The organism is Staphylococcus saccharolyticus, from assembly GCF_900458815.1.
Taxonomy (GTDB): Bacteria; Bacillota; Bacilli; order Staphylococcales; family Staphylococcaceae; genus Staphylococcus; species Staphylococcus saccharolyticus.
Genome location: NZ_UHDZ01000001.1, coordinates 433,940 through 454,191, shown reverse-complemented (window position 1 = coordinate 454,191; position 20,252 = coordinate 433,940). Strand labels below are relative to the sequence as shown.

The 20,252-nt window shown below is 32.7% G+C and carries 18 protein-coding genes and 4 pseudogenes; 3 read left to right on the top strand and 19 right to left on the bottom strand.

Annotated elements, in window-relative coordinates:
* Positions 1-264: 264 nt before the first annotated feature.
* The gene (locus DYE57_RS02005; RefSeq protein ID WP_115312677.1) at positions 265-927 is read right to left on the bottom strand and encodes an NAD(P)H-dependent oxidoreductase; all 663 of its coding nucleotides are present in this window, start codon (positions 925-927) and stop codon (positions 265-267) included.
* Between the two features lie 257 nt (positions 928-1,184).
* Here DYE57_RS02005 and DYE57_RS02000 point away from each other — a divergent pair.
* Positions 1,185-2,172, top strand: a pseudogene (locus DYE57_RS02000) (D-lactate dehydrogenase).
* Between the two features lie 105 nt (positions 2,173-2,277).
* On the opposite strand, the pseudogene DYE57_RS01995 reads toward DYE57_RS02000, so the two are convergent.
* Together DYE57_RS01995 and srtA are read right to left on the bottom strand one after the other, a co-directional pair.
* Positions 2,278-3,080: pseudogene (locus DYE57_RS01995) on the bottom strand (Cof-type HAD-IIB family hydrolase).
* A 334-nt stretch (positions 3,081-3,414) separates the two neighbouring features.
* Positions 3,415-4,026, bottom strand: a complete 612-nt coding sequence (gene srtA, locus DYE57_RS01990) for a class A sortase SrtA (protein WP_115312676.1) — start codon at positions 4,024-4,026, stop codon at positions 3,415-3,417.
* A gap of 174 nt (positions 4,027-4,200) precedes the next feature.
* Between srtA and DYE57_RS01985 the strand changes: the two genes are divergently transcribed.
* Positions 4,201-4,713, top strand: coding sequence for a GNAT family N-acetyltransferase (locus DYE57_RS01985; RefSeq protein WP_115314110.1), 513 nt, complete (start codon positions 4,201-4,203; stop codon positions 4,711-4,713).
* A gap of 100 nt (positions 4,714-4,813) precedes the next feature.
* On the opposite strand, the gene DYE57_RS01980 is transcribed toward DYE57_RS01985, so the two are convergent.
* The 15 genes and pseudogenes from DYE57_RS01980 to pgsB all read right to left on the bottom strand — a co-directional run bounded on the left by DYE57_RS01980 (position 4,814) and on the right by pgsB (position 18,328).
* Positions 4,814-4,984: a hypothetical protein gene (locus tag DYE57_RS01980; RefSeq protein ID WP_115312675.1), complete on the bottom strand. Its 171-nt coding sequence runs from the start codon at positions 4,982-4,984 to the stop codon at positions 4,814-4,816.
* Between the two features lie 299 nt (positions 4,985-5,283).
* Positions 5,284-6,183, bottom strand: a complete 900-nt coding sequence (gene sdaAA, locus DYE57_RS01975) for an L-serine ammonia-lyase, iron-sulfur-dependent, subunit alpha (RefSeq protein WP_115312674.1) — start codon at positions 6,181-6,183, stop codon at positions 5,284-5,286.
* A 12-nt stretch (positions 6,184-6,195) separates the two neighbouring features.
* Entirely contained in the window at positions 6,196-6,876 is a 681-nt protein-coding gene (sdaAB, locus tag DYE57_RS01970; RefSeq protein WP_115312673.1) for an L-serine ammonia-lyase, iron-sulfur-dependent subunit beta, read from the bottom strand.
* A gap of 2 nt (positions 6,877-6,878) precedes the next feature.
* The gene (locus DYE57_RS01965; protein ID WP_115312672.1) at positions 6,879-7,922 is read right to left on the bottom strand and encodes a PTS sugar transporter subunit IIC; all 1,044 of its coding nucleotides are present in this window, start codon (positions 7,920-7,922) and stop codon (positions 6,879-6,881) included.
* 548 nt (positions 7,923-8,470) lie between these two features.
* Entirely contained in the window at positions 8,471-8,866 is a 396-nt protein-coding gene (locus tag DYE57_RS11800) for a hypothetical protein (RefSeq protein ID WP_115312671.1), read from the bottom strand.
* Complete coding sequence (locus tag DYE57_RS01955) at positions 8,844-9,116, bottom strand: hypothetical protein (RefSeq protein ID WP_115312670.1); 273 nt, start codon at positions 9,114-9,116, stop codon at positions 8,844-8,846. The genes DYE57_RS11800 and DYE57_RS01955 overlap by 23 nt, the downstream gene beginning before the upstream one ends.
* Positions 9,117-9,627: 511 nt before the next feature.
* Positions 9,628-11,109: pseudogene (gene xylB / locus DYE57_RS01950) on the bottom strand (xylulokinase).
* A gap of 210 nt (positions 11,110-11,319) precedes the next feature.
* The gene (gene rbsK, locus DYE57_RS01945; protein WP_115312669.1) at positions 11,320-12,243 is read right to left on the bottom strand and encodes a ribokinase; all 924 of its coding nucleotides are present in this window, start codon (positions 12,241-12,243) and stop codon (positions 11,320-11,322) included.
* Between the two features lie 44 nt (positions 12,244-12,287).
* The gene (rbsD, locus tag DYE57_RS01940; protein WP_115312668.1) at positions 12,288-12,692 is read right to left on the bottom strand and encodes a D-ribose pyranase; all 405 of its coding nucleotides are present in this window, start codon (positions 12,690-12,692) and stop codon (positions 12,288-12,290) included.
* A gap of 21 nt (positions 12,693-12,713) precedes the next feature.
* Positions 12,714-13,595: a ribose/proton symporter RbsU gene (gene rbsU / locus DYE57_RS01935; protein ID WP_115312667.1), complete on the bottom strand. Its 882-nt coding sequence runs from the start codon at positions 13,593-13,595 to the stop codon at positions 12,714-12,716.
* Between the two features lie 266 nt (positions 13,596-13,861).
* On the bottom strand, positions 13,862-15,466 hold the full coding sequence (locus DYE57_RS01930) for a gamma-glutamyltransferase (RefSeq protein WP_115312666.1): 1,605 nt from the start codon (positions 15,464-15,466) through the stop codon (positions 13,862-13,864).
* 2 nt (positions 15,467-15,468) lie between these two features.
* On the bottom strand, positions 15,469-15,630 hold the full coding sequence (locus tag DYE57_RS01925) for a hypothetical protein (protein ID WP_165417832.1): 162 nt from the start codon (positions 15,628-15,630) through the stop codon (positions 15,469-15,471).
* Positions 15,620-16,693 carry a CapA family protein gene (locus DYE57_RS01920; protein ID WP_115312664.1) on the bottom strand — a complete coding sequence of 358 codons (1,074 nt, stop codon included), beginning with the start codon at positions 16,691-16,693 and terminating at the stop codon, positions 15,620-15,622. The genes DYE57_RS01925 and DYE57_RS01920 overlap by 11 nt, the downstream gene beginning before the upstream one ends.
* Before the next feature lie 23 nt (positions 16,694-16,716).
* Positions 16,717-17,169 carry a poly-gamma-glutamate biosynthesis protein PgsC gene (pgsC, locus tag DYE57_RS01915; protein ID WP_115312663.1) on the bottom strand — a complete coding sequence of 151 codons (453 nt, stop codon included), beginning with the start codon at positions 17,167-17,169 and terminating at the stop codon, positions 16,717-16,719.
* A gap of 1 nt (position 17,170) precedes the next feature.
* Entirely contained in the window at positions 17,171-18,328 is a 1,158-nt protein-coding gene (gene pgsB, locus DYE57_RS01910) for a poly-gamma-glutamate synthase PgsB (protein ID WP_115312662.1), read from the bottom strand.
* Between the two features lie 462 nt (positions 18,329-18,790).
* Between pgsB and DYE57_RS01905 the strand changes: the two genes are divergently transcribed.
* Entirely contained in the window at positions 18,791-19,117 is a 327-nt protein-coding gene (locus DYE57_RS01905) for a hypothetical protein (protein WP_115312661.1), read from the top strand.
* Between the two features lie 86 nt (positions 19,118-19,203).
* On the opposite strand, the pseudogene DYE57_RS01900 reads toward DYE57_RS01905, so the two are convergent.
* A pseudogene (locus tag DYE57_RS01900) lies at positions 19,204-20,175 on the bottom strand (alpha/beta hydrolase fold domain-containing protein).
* Positions 20,176-20,252: the final 77 nt, after the last annotated feature.

Genomic DNA, 20,252 nt, shown 5'->3' with positions numbered 1-20,252 from the left:
AATTTTTTAATTATTACTTGGCTAAACGTAAGAAAGGGAGTGGGACAGAATTCATATTGAATTCGTGGTCTCACCCCGGCAACGAACCCCAGCTTGCTTTGTCTGTTGAATTTCTGGATGAAATTCTCTTTGTTAGGTCCACAGACTATAGTTGAAAAAAGCTTGATATAAGCACATTTTCAATTCAATCATCGACTGTCAAAATGAGAAAAATACCAGAACAATGATTGATGTTTCAGACTCTAATTAATGTACTCATAGTGATTATTCAATCCAACTAATGACATCTTCTTTACTTTGGCGAATCTTACCATGAGCTGGTTCTTGTGCTCTGTATCCAAAGGCCACCATCACAGAAATTCCAAAGTGTTCTGTATCTAATATACCTTCTTCAGATAAAATTTCAGTCACTTTATCCAAATCAAAACCTTCCATTGGACATGAATCTATTCCTAATAACGCTGCACTTGTCATCATATTCCCTAGAGCAATATACGTTTGTTTACTTGCCCAGTCATACAATGTGCGATCATTATCAGCAATATGGAAACTTGCTTGGAAATTATCAAATTTCTCTTCTACTGCCGGAATGGTACTATCTTCGTATTCTTTGATACCGCGAATTAAATGTTGAACATAGTTTGAATGCGCTGTAACATTTTTACGCGCAAAAATTAATACGAAATGACTAGCCGTATCTAATTGTTTTTGAGCACCCCAGCTATAAGGTTTTAATTTATCTCTTAACTTTTTATTTTGTATCACAACGAATCGCCATGGTTCTAAGCCTAGAGAACTCGGGGATAATCTACCAGATTCTAAAATAGTATCAAAATCTTCTTCACTAATCTTTTTATTTGAATTAAATTTTTTTGTGGCGTGTCTAAAATCAAATGCTTCAATAATTGTTTGATTCATATTACTCATTCTAATATTTCTCCTTTCCAGGATAATCTTATTGTCATACAAAGTATAAAGGATTTTGGAGTATGACAAAAGTAATTGAATTCAGGCAAAGTCACATATTTATTTTCATTGCATTATTTAGAAATTCAAAAGACCAATATTATAACTTGTTTTGTGAATTGTTACAAAATATAATATATATCCGCAAGTTACGCTTACCTACTTATTAACTTTTTTATAACTTGTTATTACTAGATTCTAGAAATGGGGTAATTTTAATGACAAAAATTATGTTTTTCGGTACTAGAGCATATGAGAAAGACATGGCACTTCGATGGGGAGAGTAAAATAATATAGAAGTGACGACGTCTACAGAACTTTTATCTAAAGACACAGTAGATCAATTAAAAGATTACGATGGCGTAACTACTATGCAATTTGGAAAATTAGAAGATGAAGTTTATCCTAAATTTAGAAGCATATGGTATTAAACAAATTGCTCAACGTACAGCTGGATTTGATATGTATGATTTAGAACTAGCTAAAAAACATGGGATTGTTATTTCAAACATTCCGAGTTACTCTCCTGAGACAATTGCTGAATATTCTGTTTCGATTGCATTACAATTAGTACGTAAGTTTCCAGCTATAGAAACACGAGTTCAAGCACATAACTTTACGTGAGCAGCACCCATTATGTCTCGACCTGTAAAAAATATGACCGTAGCAATTATTGGAACAGGTCGCATCGGTGAAGCTTCAGGTAAAATCTATGACGGTTTCTGTGCTAAAGTTGTAGGTTATGATGCTTATCCAAATGCTTCATTAGATTTCTTAGAATATAAAGATTCTGTGGAAACAGCAATTCAAGATGCAGATATCATTTCATTACATGTCCCAACCAATAAAGATAGCTACCATTTATTTAATAAAAATATGTTTGCAAAAGTTAAAAAAGGTGCTGTATTAGTAAATGCCACACGTGGCGCTGTCGTTAATACAATTGATTTAATTGACGTTGTCAATGATGGCACATTATCTGGAGCAGCGATTGATACTTACGAAAACGAAGCAGATTATTTCACATTCGATTGGAGTAATCAAACAATTGACGATCCAACATTATTAGAACTAATTAGACATGAGAATATTTTAGTTACACCTCATATCGCTTTCTTCTCCGATGAAGCAGTACAAAACTTAGTTGACTTAAATGCTGCATTGTCAGTCATTAACACTGGTACATGTGAAACACGCTTAAATTAATAAATTTTTGGGAGTGTCATTCATCACTCTTTTAGCTTATTGAAAAAGTTATTTTTTAATTCAAAGATTGAGGGAGTGACTAGTGTCACTCCCTTTTTCTAATTACTATGAATATCCAAGAACTACCTTTTCAATCGTCGTAAGAACCCCTTGTTCATCATTTGAAGGTACAACACCACTCGCAATATCAAATAGTGATGCATCTTCACTATTTGTCATTACATAACTGTGTTTAGCAAGTTCTAACATATCTTTATCATTATTAGCATCACCAAAAGCCATTAAATCATCTGGCGACATATTCCACTCATTTAAAAGTCTAGTCAATGCTTGTCCCTAGGCATATTAGGCATAATGATATCAATACTGTCACGCCCACTAGACACTAATTTTATTGAATCTTTGAAAATTTCACCTAACTCCTTGTATAATCTAGGATGTGTTTCACGATTAATATTAAATGCAATTTTCACATAGTCATTATCAGGTAAAGCTTGTAATGAATCAATCTCTTCAAGTTGATGATAATAAAGACGCGCGTCTTCTTTAAAATTCTCACTTGTATTCTTTAAAATATAGGCACTTTTCACATCACAAATAATTAATTGATCTATTTTATTGTTGATATTTAAATCATCCACTACACTTTGGAAAATATATCGATTAAAACTACGATAACTATACATTTCATTACCTTTATAGATAACTGCTCCATTTTCTGAAATAAAAAACATATCTCTAACACCAAAAATAGACTTCAATTTAGCATATTGATTACCACTTACAGCTATAAATACAATCCCCTTGTCTTTCAATTTCTTAAAAATCTCTTCAAAACGTGATTGATCAAATTGTTTATTCGTATCAAGAAATGTACCATCCATATCTACCGCAATTGCTTTAATCATTTTATATTTAACCCCTTTTGTTTACGTTACTTTACTTTAATTATAGAGATACATATGAGATGAATGAAGATAAATCTTTGATACTGAAACTATATTCACTATTTGAAAGTTATTTCAAAATATAAAAAAGGATGGGACAGAATTTATAATAAATTCGTAGTCCCACCCCTAACCCCAACTTGCTTTGTCTGTCGAATTTCTATATGAAATTCTCTTTGTTGGGGCCCGGGACTAGTCTTGAAAAGAACTTGATATAAGCGCGTTTCAATTAAGTCAGCCACTGCGAAAACGTTTAAGAACCTAAACATATTATATGCACCAGACTCTCAGTCAATTAATTCATTTGTGTCGCAACGAAAATTTTACGTGTCTCCCATACGCCAGTTTGTTCATTATAATCATCGCATGTAATTAATGTAAGTTGATTTTTTTTACTAGGATGTTCATCTAGAACCTTTACCTCAGTCGGTTTAACATCATGAATTTTAGTTATCTTATACTTTCTTGTTTGATTCCCCACCTTGAAGTAAACTTTACTTCCCTTTTTTGCAGCTTTTAAATTTGTAAATTGGTAATGCGGACGATCAGTAAATGTATGCCCTGCTATAGAAATATTTTGTTGATTAAGTGACTCATCACCCTCTGCAAAGCTAACACCACGGTTCAATTGTTGTGGTGTAGCAGGACCTGGATAAACAGGCTCTTTAATTTGTGCATCAGGAATTTCAATATATCCTGCCATTTTAGCTTTATCTTTAGGTATTTGAGGGCTTTCTTTAGGTGAGGTTGACTGTTTTTTCTCAGCTTTATTATAATTCTCAATTTTATTATCATTATCCTTTTCATGAAGATAATTATCTATATAGGGCTTCGCAAAAAAATAAATCGCTAAAATGATTAACAATACTCCAACTAGAGTCATTAGTTTACTTGTCCATTTTCTCATGTCAGTAACTCCTTTAAGTATGTATTCACAGTATGTATAATTTTATTTTTAGTATAGCATTAAATGAAAGATACAACACTAGGCACTGTCGTAGAATGAGCACTGGTTAAAAATGTTAAATAACTTTACAAAAAGTTGCTAGCAAGAACAATTAGGTTTATAAATAAAATAAAAATGAGGGATGTTTATGATAAGATTTACAAAAAAAAAGAAGACTTACTAGATATACTAAAAATATATAATGATGCTATTTTAAATACAACTGCAGTTTATACTTATGAAGCTAAAACTTTAGAAGAACGAGAACAATGGTTTAACTCTAAATTTAATTCAAATGAACCAATATGGGTTTATGAAATAAATAATCGAGTAGTAGGATATGCGACATTTGTCTCTTTTAGAGACTGGCCAGCTTATCTCTATACAATTGAGCATTTTATTTATGTAGATATAAACTATAGAGGTCAAGGTATTGCTTCCCAACTACTTAATATTCTTATCTACTACGCTAAAAATGAAGGCTATCGAACAATCGTGGCAGGGATTGATGCAACTAATAAAGAAAGTATTAAGTTACATGAAAAATTCAACTTCACATATGCAGGTACAGTTAAGAAAGTGAGGTATAAATTTGAAAGGTGGTTAGACCTTTCGTTTTATCAATTAGATTTATATCAGAAATTATAAAAGGACTGAGTGAAATCTATTTACATTTCATAGGTATGATTACAATATCATCATCTTACACGAATGATTCAATGAATAAAGTGAAGATTTCTCAACAGTCTTATTTTTTATTCTCAATAACAAAACGAATATAATAGAACATAAATACTAAAATCATGCTCAATGATAATAAATTAAACAACAAATTTGGCCATGTCCCCTCAGCCGTCCATAAATAAGTTATAGTTGTGTTAATGATGAATGCCAGAAAGATAAGAAATAATCTAAGCATTACATCAACCTCTTTTAAGCTATTTTAGATTGATGTCAGAAAATTTGCAATATATAAAGTAGCACTGCTTTCTTTGAAAGCTAGTACTACTTATGCAAGACACAATTGACTTTTGTAATCCTTTATTCGCAAATTTATAATTTTATGGCATACTTAATACATTGGACAGCAATCCATTGTAATCTCTAATTAAATACTTGCTTTGAAAGTTAGAGCTATTTTATATACTCTTACAATCACAAAAAAAGCACTTAAACTTTGTATCCAACAAAACTTAAGTGCTTCCGTATTATATTGAATTAATTATTTTTAACCATATTATCGGCTTCACCGAAAATTTTACGTTTGATTTCTTCGCCAGTTGGTGTACCTGCTAAACCACCTAATCCTGTTTCTCTAAGTGAGGCTGGTAAATTACGACCAACTCTATCCATTGCGCTAATAACTTCATCAACTGGAATTTGACTTTCAACACCAGCTAATGCAAGGTCTGCCGAAATCAATGCATTTCCAGACCCTATAGCATTTCTCATTACACATGGAATCTCAACTAAACCTGCAACTGGATCACACACTAAACCTAATAAGTTACTAATTGCTAAAGCCATTGCATGACCAGATTGCTCTGGTGTTCCATTAAATATAGATACTGCAGCCGCCGCAGCCATCGCTGATGCTGAACCGACTTCGGCTTGACAACCTCCGGTAGCACCTGCAACACTCGCATTGTTTGCAACAACTCGACCAAATAATGCTGAAGTAAATAAGAAATCTATCATTTGATCTTCAGTAAGGTCATGTGTTTTTTCTAATTTAAAGATAACACCGGGAATCGTTCCCGAGGAGCCAGCTGTCGGAGTAGCACAAATAATTCCCATCGCTGCATTGACTTCATTCGTAGCAACAGCACCTGTAACAGCTTCTACCATCTCGCGTCCTGATAATGCATGATTATTCTCATTATAATCACGAAGTTTAGCTGCATCATGGCCAGTATAACCTGTAACACTTTCTACGCCATCTCCAGTAGTTCCCTTTTCAACAGCGTCACGCATCACGTTTAAATTCTGTTTCATTAGGTCACGCACTTCTTCACGTGACTTGCCTTCTCTTCCCATTTCTTCATTGATCATCATATCAGCGAAACTTATGTTATTTTCAACTGAATAATCTATTGTCTCTCTAATTGAATCAAACATGTTAATCCCCCTCTATTTGATATAGGAAACGTTTAAATCACTGTATTTATCATTTATTTTATTTAATGATGACTCTGAGATTGCTTTATTTAAAGGAAATACGACTAAACCATTATAATCACTTATTTTGGCAATTTCATCACCAAAATCAATGTTCATATCTGAAAAATCATTAATTAAATGATTAATTTGCGCTTTGTCTATTTCTCCATCTATTTCTAATAATGGGAGCCCATTATTAAGTTCCACTTCTAAACCATTGACATTGATACCTTTAAGTTTAATTGTACCTCCACCAATAGAAATACCAATGACTTCTATATGGCGTCCATCCTCTGTATCTGCTTTAATAAACGCACAGTTCGGATGTTGACCAATACTTTCTCCATCTTCTTCAAAGATATCAACTTTAATATTTTCTTGTTTTGCAATGTCTAAGGATGATTTAATTCGATTGTCGAAAGTGCTGTAGCCCATAGCACCACCAACAATAGCAACGTCTGTACCATGACCTTGATGAGTTTTAGCAAAAGATTCATAGTAATGAATTTCTAAACTCTTAGGCGCGTCTCCTAAAACAGCTCTTGCTGAATTACCAATCTTTACCGCACCAGCAGTATGAGAACTAGAAGGTCCCATCATCACTGGTCCAATAATATCGAAAGCACTTTGATAATCATAGCTTTTAGCCATTATTAAACACTCTCCTCAACTTGGCTTTTTCTTCGTGGTAACTTGAAGCTAACGTCCATTAAGTTAAATCTTTTAATAATAGTACTGGTAATAAATGCTAAGACCACACTTGCAATTGCTACTGCCGCAATTGTGATGGCAGATGTGACAGGGTTATTGAAACCAAATAGTACAATCGCACCAGCAATTGGTGTTGCCATACCTTTAATATTAATTACTAATCCGCTAAATGTCACAATACAAGCGTTGACTACCCCGATAAGAGCGTTCGTTCCATAAAGTTGCAATGGATATTTAGCAATTAAGTCTATTTGTGTTAATGGTTCTACAAATACAGCAAATGCGTTAGCTTTTTTACCGATTTTAAGTCTGCTGAATAAAATGCCATTTACAAATGAAGAACCTGTACATGTTAATGCACCAATTGCCATTGGAATACCTGTTAAACCAAGTAAACTTGTTAATACCATTGAACTTAGTGGTGTCATTCCTGTTACCGGAATAACAAGTCCAAGAATGACTGCTAATGCATATGGATTGCTATCACCTACTGAAGTTACTGCACTACCAATTTGTTTAAGTACTGCGATAACCCCTGGTGAAATTAAGTTCGCAAGACCAAATGTAACTGCTGGAGCCAATAAAATTACAACAATTAAATCTAGACCTTCCGGAACTTTTTTCTCAATAAATTTAATACCAAATGCAACGAGATAAGCCGCGATAAATGCTGGTAATAATTTTGAATCATGTAGTACTAAGCCCACAATAACTGCGAATACAGGAGATACATCTAACTTTAAACAAGTCAATATCCCTACTGCTACACCACTTAAACTCCCTACTAAATCACCAATTTCTTGGAAAAACTTAACATGGAATACGCCACCAATCGCATAACTTAAAAATGCCTGTGGTAAAAATGTAGCACAAGCTGCCCCTGATAAAGCTTGCAAACCTTGTTTACCATATGGCGCGAAATTTAAGAATAGCGTCATAATGATAAGTACAAGTACTAAAGTCCCTACTCCTAATATAATATTCATTTCCCCAAAACCTTCTTTCTTTATTTTTAGGCCATAGTTATCGTACACCCTTAAGAAAGCGATTTCAATAATTTATGTACAATAATTTAGTCTATATTGTGAATTGATTCACAATTATATATTAATACACTTTTTAATAGATTTAAACAGGTTGACTTTTAATAATTTGAAAATATTTTTAAGTTTAAGAATCTATTCAATTAATATTAATACCAACACTTTCGTTACTATTTACTCTTTCTCTAATGTTATGCAACTCAATTGAATCAATACCTATTTTCTGTAAGATGACTCAAACATTCTAACGCTAAATCTCAGTTTGTAAAAATTATTCACAATAAAACAAACCTCTTACAATGCAGTTTGCAAGAGGCTGTTAATATGAATGTTTATATTAATTATTTTTTAATGACTTATTTATTAAACAAGTGAATTTTACCATTTATTGTAATCGTTTACTTATACTTTGTGAAATAAAATAGATGTGGCGGTCCCCTAATTCCCAAAATGTAGTATAAAAGATACATCATCATATAATCATCTCATGATTAATCATAAGGTTGACTAAGTGAATATTCCTTTTGCGTCAGTATTACAGGTAATTGAAAGATAAGTAAAAACAATGTTTCAATCTTTGAAAGAAAGTCATTAGCAGAATAAATGGATAATGTTTGTGTTTGTTCGATAAAATTCATATCTCTATGATGTGCACTTATAAAAAGTTGTAATGGATAAACAATGGCTTCATCTTGAGAAAAATGGAAACTCAATTTGATGATATGATTAGGACATCGTATATTTAATTGATTATTTTTTAAAGAAAATGCTAGATCACATTTTTTGAATTCGAGTAGAAGCTTTTGAAGGATATAAAGAAAGGCCAATATATCTTTATGATTTGATGTTTTAGGTAAGTTTAAGTCATTGATGATAAGTTTGTTCATCCAGTGGAAATGTTAGCTTTAAGAGGGTAATTCTAGGCTTAATCCTCAAGTTCATTATTCTTGAATAAGCATCTAGTATATGAAGTGCTTGAAACTTAGGATAAAATTGTATGAAGTATTGGTTATCTCGTTGACTAAAAGATTGAATTGGGGCTTGTTGAATCAATCTACCGAGTTGATTGGAAGGTGGAATTTTAATACGATGTGCTTCTAGTGACAAAAGTAAATCATGATAATCAACTTCATTCACATAGGCAAAGGTTTTAAGGAGTCATTCGCTGTAACGATTCATATATTCTTGTTTTGATGTTAACATCGTGTCATCCTCTCGTTGTTGTATTAATCATTGAGTATTTAAAGATGTAAAATTCTATATTTATTAAACGTTTTATTTTAAACTATGTCAATATTCATTTCCTGTATTATACATTTTTTATATTTTCAGTTCTTACACTTTTTCATTTATTACTTACAACTTTTTCAATAATTAACTTCTCCGGGTCATAATCAATTAAATTTTTCAATTTTTATTAAAATAAAAAACAGAAAATAAAAAGAGAGTGAGACAGAATTCATTGTCTCACTCCAGCAACGACCCCCAACTTGCTTTGTCTGATGAATTTCTAGATGAAATTAACTTTGCTAGGACCCCAGACTAGTGTTGAAAAAGGCTTGATATAAGCGCATTTTCAACTCAGTCATCGACTGCCAATATGCGAAAAATACCTGAACAATGATTGATGTCCCAACCTCTTTTTAAATCATTTAGAAACTTTCAAAAGTTGTTGCGTTTGATTGTAGATGTCTTGATATATTGAGTGAAACTGTTCATATTTAGCGTGATTGTCTTGATTAGGTTCGAAAACTTTATCAACTTTGATGAATGATTCAACACATTCTTGTATAGTTTTAAACCAACCTAGTCCATAAGCTGCCAAAATAGCTGCACCCATACTCGGCCCTTCTTCATGTTTCAGTTTCTTGATTTGTACATTAAATACATCTGCTTGAAGTTGCAACCAAAACTTACTTTTAGCCCCACCACCAATCGAAGTGATAGATAGCATTTCATGTCCAGCTGACCTCATTATTTTTATTGAATCATATAAGGAATATGCGATACCTTCGATAACCGCTCTAGCAAAATCAGCTTTATTATGCTGACCGCTGATTCCTATAAAACTACCACGACTACCACGAATTTGAGCATCGCCATGAGGTGCTCTCTCCCTTGCTAAATAAGGCGCAAATAATAGTCCGATCCTATTTTAGATGTTTCAGCTTGACGCATAATGGTTTCGAAGGAATCATCGTCAAAGAATGTTCTCTTCAACCAATTGAGACTGTAGCCAGCTGCTAAAGTTACACTCATCGCATAATATGTATGAGGAATGCTGTGATTAAAGAAATGTAAATTGCTATCATACGATGTAACATGATCAAACTCTACATTTAACACTACACCTGATGTACCAATACTACATAATGCACTTTTATCTTGTATAACACCTGCTCCAATTGCACCACAAGCATTGTCACCTCCACCTGCAAAAACTGTAACTTCATCTGTAAATCCAAGCTCTTGAGCAAGGGATGGCTCTACCTTTCCTACATAATCATATGATTGCACCAAGGGTGGGTAAATTATCTCCCAAGTTAAACGACTCACCGACTTCTCTTGTCCACTCATTTGTTTTCGGATTAAAAAGTAACGTGCTACATGCATCACTATATTCCATATGAATGTCTCGGGTTAAACAATAACGCAAATAATCTTTAGGTAACATCAACACACTGACACGTTTCCATATCTCAGGTTCATGTTGCTGAACCCATAGCATCTTTGGTAAAGTAAATCCTTCTAGAATTGGATTATAATTCAACCTTTCACCATATACACCTTTAATCCTACTGAATTGCTCAGAATTCCTTGTATCATTCCATAATATAGCTCTTCTTAATAGCATACCATTCTTATCAAGAATAACCAAGCCATGCATTTGTCCTGAAGATGACAGACCTTTAATGATTTTATCTGACATCTCATCTACTTGAATTAATGTTTTAATTCCATTTTTAGTAGCCGTGAACCAAGCATTTGGATCTTGTTCACTATGTCCTGGACTCTCTTGGAATAATTCTAAAGGCTTACTTACCGAACTTATCACTTCCCCTTGTTGATCGACAGCAATTATTTTTATGGTGCTCGTCCCTAAGTCAATTCCTAAAACAACTTCTTTCACCTTTGTTCCCCCTTTATTTAATGATCTACAATTTATTCTCTATGTATATCTATATCATATATGGTTTAACAGCTAATTCAACCTTTAAACGCCTAACATTTATAATAGTACGTTTACAATATAACTCCCACTAAACAATGAATATTTATGAAATGAAATACGTAACAAAGCTAGGACATGTAATTATGCCCCACCTTTATAGTTAACAATTTAATGATATGCTTCTTGTACTTCTAGCCGTGTTGGAATCGAAACTTGAGCACCTTTTCTTTGAACTGTGAGTGATGATGCTTGATTAGCAAATATAATTGCTTCTTTAATGTTGCTAAGATCCGGTTTTAATTCACTTACAAGTGCGCCAATAAAAGTATCCCCTGCTGCTGTAGTATCCACTGCTTTAACGCTACATGCAGGAATCATTTTAGCTTCATTTTTAGTCGCATAGTACGTTCCTTGTTCACCTAGTGTAATTAAGACAGTTGATATGCCTAAATTAAGAAAATACGCTACAGTTTGATGCATATTTTTTTCACTATGAATTGAGATACCAGATAACAATTCCGCTTCTGTTTCATTAGGAATAATGATATCAGTCAATGATAGTAAAGACTTAGGCAATTCAACCGCTGGAGCTGGATTTAATACGGTAGTCACTTTATGCTCACGTGCAATTTTAAAAGCCTGTTCAATGGCTTCAATTGGTATTTCTAGTTGGGCAACCACGTAATCTGCATCACTAAACGCTTCCTTGTTCTTATCAACATCAGTAGCACTTAAAGTCATATTCGCACCACCATAAACAAGTATCGTATTTTGTCCTTCCTCATTGACAGTAATAAATGCTTGTCCAGTCTCTTCATCTTCTGAGATTAATATATAATTTGTATTGATTTGAGCCTTTGCAAAATCTTCAATGATAAACTGTGCATTGCCATCTGTACCAACTTTACTAATAAACGTAGTATCCGCTGCTAATCGACCAGCTGCAATCGCTTGATTGGCACCTTTTCCTCCACCAAATTCACGTTGAGCTTGATTAATATGTAACGTTTCTCCAGGCTTTGGAAAACGTTTAACATTAAGAAATTTATCTACATTTGTTGAACCTACGACTATGACTTTATTCTTGTTCATTGTCATAACACCTTCTTTAATTTGGCTTTAAAAAATCATTTTAATTAGAATGTTACGTTCGATTCTAATACAATATTTGAATACAGTGTAATTTCTCCGGTACGTATATTTCCTTTATTTAATGGTGACTTTAGCATGGCTTTCATCTCTGAATGTGCAATAAATTCAATTTCAACATTTTCAGAGATGAGTTGCTTAATCGCTTTTAACTGACTCGCATTATGCGTTTTAATTTCTTCAGCTAAGTACATTTTCTGTATTTTCATTTCAGTAAGCACATTTTCTAGCACACCAATAAAGCGTGGTAGTTCTTTCGTCACTGCTAAATCAATACGATGACTATCGTTAGGAATGGGCATGCCCGCATCATTGATAGTTAATAAATCAAAGTGACCTAATGTTGAGATTGCTTGTGAAACATGGCTATTTAATACTGTTGTCTTTTTCATAAATTTCAACCTTTCACTCTATTATTTTATAAATACTGTTATTGATGCTGCTACTAATATTAAGACTAACCCCACAATAGTAATCATTAATTCTTTTGATGTTTTCTTTTGATTTAAAAAGAAAATCCCAGTTAAAGTAGCAAGAACCACAGATGTTTGCGATAATACAAATCCTGTTGCTAAACCATTCATATTAGGTTGTGCTGAAATTAAATATGTTAAAGCAGCAAATGCAAAGAAAAATCCTGAGATTACTTGCTTCCAACTTACTACTTCCTTAAATACATTACCTTTTGACATATTCACAAAGCCATAAATAACTGCCACAATGACCATGCCAATTGCTTGAGGTAAAAACGCCTTAAATCCACCAATATCCGTTGCTTGTGGAGCAGATGAATAAATCCAGTAACCAATTTCACCTATTAATAATAAAATGACCGCACTTCTAAGATTTTTACTAAATTCTTGTTCTTTTGTTTCAGTCCACACAGTCATACGTGCTCCAATTAAAATAACAACTAATGCTAAGAAACCGACAATTTTATTTGCTATACCAGGCCAATTACCTAAAGCGAAAACGCCCCATAATGAAGCACCTAGCAATTGAAATGCCGTAGTAATTGACATTGCTCTTGAAGAGCCGACCAACTCAAATGCTTCAAACGTAATAATTTGACCAAATGCCCAACCAGCACCTGAGATAAGTGAGAATACTAAAGCCATACCTCCAGGTAACCCAATACCTTTAAACAAGGCTAAGATGATTGCAAAGATTAGCGTACCTACCGTTGCACCAAAGATTTGATTGACTGGTCGTCCCCCAAATTTTGAAGCGATTGTAGGGAAAAGTCCCCAACCTAAAAGAGGTCCTAATCCTATTAAAATTGCTATAAAGTCCATATGCCACCTCTAAATTTTTATAATATGTATCTAAAACTTTCACTCAATCATCATACTACTAATCCTTTTACCTGTATACGCTTACAACATATATCATATAATTTTCTTAAAATAGCTCATTTTTTATTTAAAAAAACATCTAAAAATTGAAAATATGTAACTTCCAATTTAAAGTTGGATATTTTAACCACTTCATTTTAAAAAGCACATTAAAAGTTATCTTCATTTAACTCTTAATGTGCTTGTCCTATCTTGATATTGAATTTTTATCGGTTACCAACATCATGACCAACGTCAACAGATTTCTTATTTTTATCATAGACTGCGCCTTGGACACTACCAAAGTTAGGGTCATTATGCTTTTCTTGAACACCATAACCGAGACCTTTAAAAATATTGATATCTTCATCATTCATCGCATTTTCATAAAAGATAGTACCACCATCATTGTAAAATCTAGGTTTATTGATTGACTCTTGAAGTGTGCCATTACCATTCACATAGTCAACAATCACTTCATTCAAGATTGTTGGGATTTTGTTACCACCAGGTGTACCTATACCCATATAGAAATTGGGACCAACAATAATAGATGGTGAAATAAATGATCTTGGTGCTTTATGAGGCTCTCCATAGTTAGGACTTGCAGCATTCTTAGAAAAATCCCCTAGTGAGTTATTCATGTAAAATCCTTCTTTAACATAGTCCCCTGAACCAAAATAACTTGATAGTGTATTAGTTGTACTTACAAGCTTACCTTGTTTATCAATCACAACAAAGTGCGTCGTACTAGTATTATCTGTTCTGATTTGATTAAAATCACTGCCATTATCTGTATTACCGCCAACATTAACTTTATTTAACTGTCCTAGTAAATAATCATCTGAAAGATATTGTTCATTGCTTGGTTCAGAACCACTAACTATATCTCTATTTTGATACATTAAATCACGAGATTTAATCATTGCAGTAATAAAGTTATTTCGATCTGAGATATCTTGATTTTCTTTTTCATCTATTTTTAAACCTTGAAGCATTAATGTACCACTCAATGGATTAGGTGCAGAGTATACTTTATTATTTTTATAGTCAACACTGACTGGTTCTTTTTGTTCTGTTCTGAATGTTGTAAAGTCTTTTTCCGTTAATTTATTATCTAGTTGTTTCGATATACTCTTGCCTACATCTTTGTAGAAGTAATCAGGTCCTTTATCACGAATCTTTTTCAATGTATCTGCAAGGTGATCTTGTTTAACAATATCCCCTTCACGTACACTTTTAGATCCTTTGTAGAATGGAGAATTATGATCTATTTTTCTTCCATATAATTTTAAACTTCTTTCTAATTCTGAATCTACTTCAAAACCATCCTCAGCTAAAGGAATAACATAGTTAAAGATTTTCTTTTCATCCATTTTTCCTTCTTTTTCATGCATATCATGCATTCCTCTAACAAGACCTGGAACACCAATTTTATCGCCTTGCTTATAATTATAAGAAGACATCGTTTTATATTCGTAAGCTTTAGGTGTTTCACCATCTTTACCATTATACGTTAGTGTAGCACCACCACCGCCTAATCCAGATGAATGTGGTTCAGTTACAGCTAAAGCATATGCTACACCTTCAGCGGCATCGACAGCATTACCTCCATCTTCAATAATTTTGTTACCGACTTTCATAGCGATTTTATTATTAGAGGCTACACCGTAATTCTTCTGATTGCCTGATTGTTTATGATTGATGATTTTATTTTCATATAGTGTGTCTTTGTCCACTTTTTTTTCTGTTGTAAAGAAATAAAAAAGGAACGAAATGACAATGGTTATAACTAAAATGACACTTAAGGTCACTTTATTATATATATTCATACTTAGCTTGCCCCTTTTGAAAGATATTGCTGTTCTCCAGTTTTCAATTCATGTTGTTCATAAGTATCTAAGCCTTCATTTGCTCTTGCAAAAGTTACTAATAAAAAGATAACAATTACGACAATAACAACAACTATTGGTAACCAGTGCTTTTTAATATTCAAACGTATAACCTCCACTATTATCAGATTTTAGGTCAATAGATTTATCTTTGATATTATTCTTGAATCGTACGTGATCCATCTTGTTCATATCATCTTTAGAGATTTTTCCATCTTTTGATTGAATTGGTGTGATATGGAATTTGTTATGCGCTCCGTTCCAATCTTGTTGCACGACCATTCCTTTTTGATTTTTAGATAAGAAATCATCTGATGTCGTATTACCTAAACTATAAAAGATGGGTGTGTGTTTGTATTTTTCTACTCTTTGTACAACCGAATTATGACCAATAATTACATCTGCACCTGCATCAGCTAATGCATGGGCATATTCTTTTTGTCTTGTCGTCACATTTCGTTCGTTAGGAATACCCCAATCAACATTTACAACGACATAGTTGTTGTTTTCCTTTAATTTTTTGATTAAAGGATAGAAAATATCTGGATCTAGGCTAATTGAAGTCGTATTCTTTAAAGATTTTGTATAATTAGACTCAATATCCGTAAATGAGACATTCGCTATTTTCTTTCCTTTAACATTTTGTTGAACCGTTTTACTATTGATTGGGTTTGAACCGTTACCTGTTAAAAAGTTATAGCCTGCTTGAGAATCAACCTTTCTCATTAAAGCTGTAGCTTGAATGTTATCAATTGATTCATTAATCAAGTTTACACTTTTAATATTATGCTTGCGTAAAAACATAATATTTTCTAAATTCTTATTCATATCTTCCTTTTGATTCTTTGAAAATTCATTAACTATAAGTGAACCAGTAGAGAAATCACTATGATCTAAAGCATCTCGAACTCCTTTAAATACTTCATTTAAGTTATTTTGACGAATATGTTTGTTTAAAGTAATATCGCCTAAATACGTAAGTCGAATACTATTTCCACTTTTGGCATCACTTTTAACAGGATCGACATGTATTGCCCTAACTGCAAATATCAATAAAATTAAAGCTATTAAAAGCACGATTGCCGTAGAAAGTGTATTTCTTCTTTTATGCCTTTTCGACTGTTTAAGTAACCACTCCCTGGGCGATAATCGTTTATTCTTTTTCATTATTACGCGCTCCTTGTTCGTGATTAGTTGATGAAACTATATAAAAACAAGATGACATAAGTAATACACGTTAATAACATTGTAGTTGAAAGTGTAATCACTACACCCTGTTTTTGAATCGTATTGGCAATGATTCCTGGAATAACAACACCTATACCTGATACTTCAACCATTTCAAATGGTGTTAACGGATAAAGGAGATCAAAGATAAACTTTAGTACCATCCCTGTTAAAATCATTGCTGCGAATTTTCTTCTTCCGTATAAGATTACCCATTTACTAATACCATTATTAACAATAAAAAATGTTAAACAGCTAATAATCAATACTGATAATAGCATCACTGGTTGATCAAAAATTAAAGCTAAATAACCTGGTACAACTAGTCCTGCTGGGTTAATACCAAACTTCTCAGCAAATATTAAACTGAGAACCACACCTACGAATAAGGAGAAATATAACTCTGAACCTATCATTTTATTCTATCCCTTCTATGAATTCCGCTATTCTTCCACCCGGGCCGTGGATGTTGCCTACACAAAAGACAAGCGCATTGTCTGCTTCATGTAGAATTCCTTTTTCAATTTCTGAAAAGTCTTGTCCTTCAAAATTTAAATATTTCTTTTCTGACATAGTTTCCATCAAATTAGAAACCATTTGCGTACTTTTACCAGTACAAATTAAAACATCGTAATCGACGTCTTCTAAAAAGTTTTCAACAAATAATTGTGTTCGATCAACCCTATCTGAACGACAATTTAGAATAACTATTTTCTTACGATAAGGATAATTGTATGATTCAACCTTATTTAAAATAGCTTTAGTTGATTGTGGTTCATTAGCTGCGAATGCATTAACAAATACATTTTTTGTGTTATTTGCATGGAAATACTTAATTCTCACAGCACCTGGATCGGCTGGCGCATTTAACATACCTTGTAGAGCAGTTTCATAATCTACACCTATAGCTTGCGCGATGCCTAAAACAATAGCTACATTATCTGGAAATACCAAATAATCAAATTCTCTTAAGTATGATTCGGGGATTTCATCTTTGTCTACAACGATTAATTCCGAATTTCGTTTTTTTGCTTCTTTTGCAAAGAATTTTGTATATTCATCTTTCATGACAACGAGTTTCCCATTGTATGGAATCGTCGCAGTAAAAGCCTGTGCTACATCTTTAAGTGTTGGACCTAAAACATCCATATGATCTTCCATCACATTAACAATAACGCCTATATTTGCTTTTACTAAATCTTTTTGAAATGTAATTTGGTAGTCAGGGTTTACGGCCATACACTCATTAACAAGTGCGTTTGCCTTTTGCTTAACAACCTTTCGAATAATATCACGCTGTTCACCGATATTAGCACCTTGAGGTTTTCTAATAACCGGATATTCTTTTTCAGTGAACCAGTACATCATTCTTGCATCGGTTCCTGTCGTTTTACCAATTACTTTATAATGATCTTCACGAAGAACACTAAAAGCCATTCGAGTAATTGTCGATTTCCCTCGAATTCCATTAATGTTAATTCGCAAAGGGATTTTCTTTAGTCGATTCGCATGACGATTTTTTTCTTTAATTCCTAGCCAGAGAATCAACACGACACACACCATAATGAGAATCAATCCGTCTTACCTCTCTTTTCTTATGTATTATTAAATTGTCAGTAATCTATCATTAACATTTCCAATTAATTGAATGAACGTTTATAAAAAATCAAAACATTGGAATATAACTAAATTCTAAATGAAAATTTAATCAACAATCAATAATATCTATACAATTTATCAAAATTTATTGCAAAAATTATCTTCCTCTAACTAGTAGTAGACTATCATTTTGGTATTGACTCAGTTTTAAATATTTTAATTGGATATTAAAATAATGTAAATTTATGTAAATTAATTGCTTATATGTAACACTTTTTATTTACCTAAAATCTGTATTTGAATAATAAATTGTGGGTGTCTTAACTGAAATTATATACATTTTGTAAAGTAATAAGAATTTTACCCTCAATTTACATTAGATTAAAGAAGGGATGTTAAATTAAAGATGTAAGATACTACGACCTTAGGAGGATATAGATGGAGAAATCAGTTAAGCTCGCTGTTGGCATCTATCTTGCAATTATTTTAGCTGTTTGTAGTTGTTACTTAGCATTTATTCTTGTAGGTAGCTTACAAGGTAAAGATATGAGTAACTCAGTTTTAGATAGCGATCATTCTTATATTAATAACACCTCAAGAAACAGTGATGAAGATGTAACAACATCATCGAGTGATGCAAAATCAAATTCTTCTCATTCCCACTCTTTTGCAAATTCAAACTATAAAGCCGTAGATTTAAATAAAACTAAAAATCAAAATGATGATTATATAAAAGATGCGAATTCGAGTTATCAAGAGTATTGATAACAAGAATCCGCATTTTTTTATGATAGTGATGGTTATTAAATTCATCTATGCTTTATTTTAAGGTTCATGTTCAAATGGATACTTTACCCTTCAATAATTCGTTTAAGTTGCTCTAAGAAACGTTGCGCTCTGGTATAGGGAATATAGGATAAATATGAAACAGACTATAACCAAGTATGAATTCATGCTTAATTCCCTTTTCATTAAGCATATGTGAAAATTTAACTACATCTGGATATAATGTTTCTTTTGTTCCAATTGTCATCGTGATATGGCCTAACCCTTCAAGATTACCGTTAATGGGCGACATTTTATAATCATCTAATGGTAAATCACCAGCCCAAAGTTTAACAAAGTATTTGCTTCCTTCTATTCCTAGTATCGGATCTTCTTTTTCATATTTTCTTGCTTCAGAATTATCAAAAGTTGCATCTAGTACAGGTGAAATAAGAACGATATGACCTGGTTGAGATACCTGCTCTTTTTGTAATTTTTGGGCAAATGCTAATGCAATTTGACCACCTGCTGAATCTCCCATAATAACTAATTGCTTTGCATCGTCCACTTGAGTTAGTAAACGATTATAAATTTTAGATAATAACTCAAATGTAGTACGATAATCTCTGTGAGGTACTTTAGGATAAATCGGCATCACAACTTTAGCGTTTAGCGTATCAGCCAATAAATCGGTATATTCAAAGTGATAATTTAGAGGATCTTGGAACCATGCACCACCATGGATATAGAGAACTGTGCATTGATCTGGTAGGCCTTGATCATTAACAACATATACAAGTGAGCCATAATAATCTCTAATTTTAACTTTATGACTAAATTCATAAGTCGTGCCGTTATATTTATCAGCCGTTTGGTATTTTGTTTCCTCCAATGCTACCTTGGCATCTTCAACATTTTCAAATGTCTTTTTCATACTCGACATTCTAATCATTTTTTCCTGTAAAAAACTTTTATAGCTTCTTTTCTCTTTTACTTTTCGCAAACAAAACTGTTCCAAAGATCGTAGAGCCTAAAATTGCTGCTAACTTTTTAAACATGATTTTACCAATCTCCTCGTTTAGTATCTAATTTAACCCATCATGCACTAAACATAGAATCATCGGCTTAAATATTT

Coding starts and splice junctions, on each gene's coding strand:
- DYE57_RS11800 (WP_115312671.1), bottom strand. CDS start 8,866: ATGAACAAACTTATCATCAATGACTTAAACTTACCTAAAACATCAAAT.
- rbsD (WP_115312668.1), bottom strand. CDS start 12,692: ATGAAAAAGACAACAGTATTAAATAGCCATGTTTCACAAGCAATCTCA.
- sdaAB (WP_115312673.1), bottom strand. CDS start 6,876: ATGGCTAAAAGCTATGATTATCAAAGTGCTTTCGATATTATTGGACCA.
- DYE57_RS02005 (WP_115312677.1), bottom strand. CDS start 927: ATGAGTAATATGAATCAAACAATTATTGAAGCATTTGATTTTAGACAC.
- DYE57_RS01930 (WP_115312666.1), bottom strand. CDS start 15,466: ATGAATATATATAATAAAGTGACCTTAAGTGTCATTTTAGTTATAACC.
- DYE57_RS01985 (WP_115314110.1), top strand. CDS start 4,201: ATGAGGGATGTTTATGATAAGATTTACAAAAAAAAAGAAGACTTACTA.
- rbsU (WP_115312667.1), bottom strand. CDS start 13,595: ATGGACTTTATAGCAATTTTAATAGGATTAGGACCTCTTTTAGGTTGG.
- sdaAA (WP_115312674.1), bottom strand. CDS start 6,183: ATGTTTGATTCAATTAGAGAGACAATAGATTATTCAGTTGAAAATAAC.
- pgsC (WP_115312663.1), bottom strand. CDS start 17,169: ATGATAGGTTCAGAGTTATATTTCTCCTTATTCGTAGGTGTGGTTCTC.
- DYE57_RS01965 (WP_115312672.1), bottom strand. CDS start 7,922: ATGAATATTATATTAGGAGTAGGGACTTTAGTACTTGTACTTATCATT.
- srtA (WP_115312676.1), bottom strand. CDS start 4,026: ATGAGAAAATGGACAAGTAAACTAATGACTCTAGTTGGAGTATTGTTA.
- DYE57_RS01980 (WP_115312675.1), bottom strand. CDS start 4,984: ATGCTTAGATTATTTCTTATCTTTCTGGCATTCATCATTAACACAACT.
- DYE57_RS01905 (WP_115312661.1), top strand. CDS start 18,791: ATGGAGAAATCAGTTAAGCTCGCTGTTGGCATCTATCTTGCAATTATT.
- rbsK (WP_115312669.1), bottom strand. CDS start 12,243: ATGAACAAGAATAAAGTCATAGTCGTAGGTTCAACAAATGTAGATAAA.
- DYE57_RS01920 (WP_115312664.1), bottom strand. CDS start 16,693: ATGAAAAAGAATAAACGATTATCGCCCAGGGAGTGGTTACTTAAACAG.